Source organism: Bartonella vinsonii subsp. berkhoffii ATCC 51672 (assembly GCF_902825225.1).
Classification (GTDB): domain Bacteria; phylum Pseudomonadota; class Alphaproteobacteria; order Rhizobiales; family Rhizobiaceae; genus Bartonella; species Bartonella berkhoffii.
In genome coordinates this window covers 1-1,235 of record NZ_CADEAK010000059.1, presented here as the reverse complement: position 1 = coordinate 1,235, position 1,235 = coordinate 1, and the positions used below count along the sequence as shown (strand labels likewise).

The 1,235-nt window shown below is 38.3% G+C and carries 3 protein-coding genes and 1 pseudogene; all 4 read left to right on the top strand.

Translation table 11 applies throughout. The features are described 5' to 3' along the window. Positions 1 to 459: phage antirepressor KilAC domain-containing protein (locus tag J7R10_RS08155; RefSeq protein WP_208436428.1), on the top strand; the 459-nt coding region annotated here is incomplete at its 5' end. Positions 460 to 474: 15 nt separating this feature from the next. Then, positions 475 to 732: a hypothetical protein gene (locus J7R10_RS10055; RefSeq protein ID WP_245257372.1), complete on the top strand. Its 258-nt coding sequence runs from the start codon at positions 475 to 477 to the stop codon at positions 730 to 732. Further along, positions 710 to 976, top strand: coding sequence for a hypothetical protein (locus tag J7R10_RS10050; RefSeq protein ID WP_245257373.1), 267 nt, complete (start codon positions 710 to 712; stop codon positions 974 to 976). The genes J7R10_RS10055 and J7R10_RS10050 overlap by 23 nt, the downstream gene beginning before the upstream one ends. A 74-nt stretch (positions 977 to 1,050) precedes the next feature. Then, a pseudogene (locus J7R10_RS08145) lies at positions 1,051 to 1,235 on the top strand (ERF family protein); the annotation flags it as partial.

Here is a 1,235-nt window from a genome sequence, read left to right as displayed (position 1 = left end):
GCAAAAATCATTGACCGGTGGCAACAATTAGAACAGCAAGTAGCAGCACCGCAAATCGATTACTCTAGTCCACAAGTCATGTTAGGAGTTTTAACTTATCTCAAAAATGAGAATGAACAAAAAGACAATATGATTGCAGAATTAAAACCAAAGGCACTGGCTCTTGAAAGCTTGCAACGTCATAATGGGCTCTTTGGTCTTACTGAAGCAGCAAAGATTTTAGAAATACAACCAAAACAGTTCATTCTCTTCTTACAGAAAAAAGGTTGGGTCTATCGGCGTGTTCCTAGCACTCCATTGTTACCTTACCAAGACAAAATCAAAAAAGGTCTTATGGATTGTCCAGTCATCACCATTCAAACCTCTGATGGGAGAGAAAAAGTCATTCCTTCAGCTAAAATCACAACAAAAGGCATTGGTGTGCTTTCTCAACAAATCAAAAAACAAAACATGCATTAATGAAGGGATGCAATAATGGAACCAAAATACGAACTTACTGATGAAACGATTGAGGTTGAGGGCATAACCCTTCACCGTATTCGTGCACTGAGAGACTTTGGCAAAATAAAGAAAGGTGATTTAGGTGGGTTTATCGAAAATGAAAGCAACTTAAGTCATGATGGTAATTGCTGGGTTTATGATAATGCTTATGTTCTTGATGGCGCTAAGGTTTATGGGGACGCCTATGTTTCTGAGAATGCTAAGGTTTTTGAATGGTTCCCGCGTTTTTGATAATGCGCATATTTATGGGAATGCCATGCTTCATGGTCATGTGCATGTTTATCATAATGCACATGTTTATGGGAATGCTAGTATAAAAGGCGAACATGATAAAATTGCTGAGATCTTCGCAAATGCAAAAGTCTATGATAGTGCATGGATTCGTGGAGAAGTCAAGATTTTTAGAAATGCCGAGGTTTGTGGACTAGCCAATATTCGTGGAAACACAAGAATACCTCAAGACATAAAAACTTAACAAAAAACAACAACCATTTAAACACAAGCGTGATTCACGCCACGGGGAAATTGCGCGCAATGGAGGAAATCAAGATGAGTGAACAAAACACTAACCTAACAGAAATTGAAGAAACACATCACTTAACCGTCGAACAAACTGCTATGGAACGCATTTTAAATAAAGCCTTAGAAAGTGACGTCGATATGGACCGCTTAGAGCGTCTTCTTGATTTAAGAGAAAAAGAAATAAAACGACAGAACCATCAGAGCTTTATCCA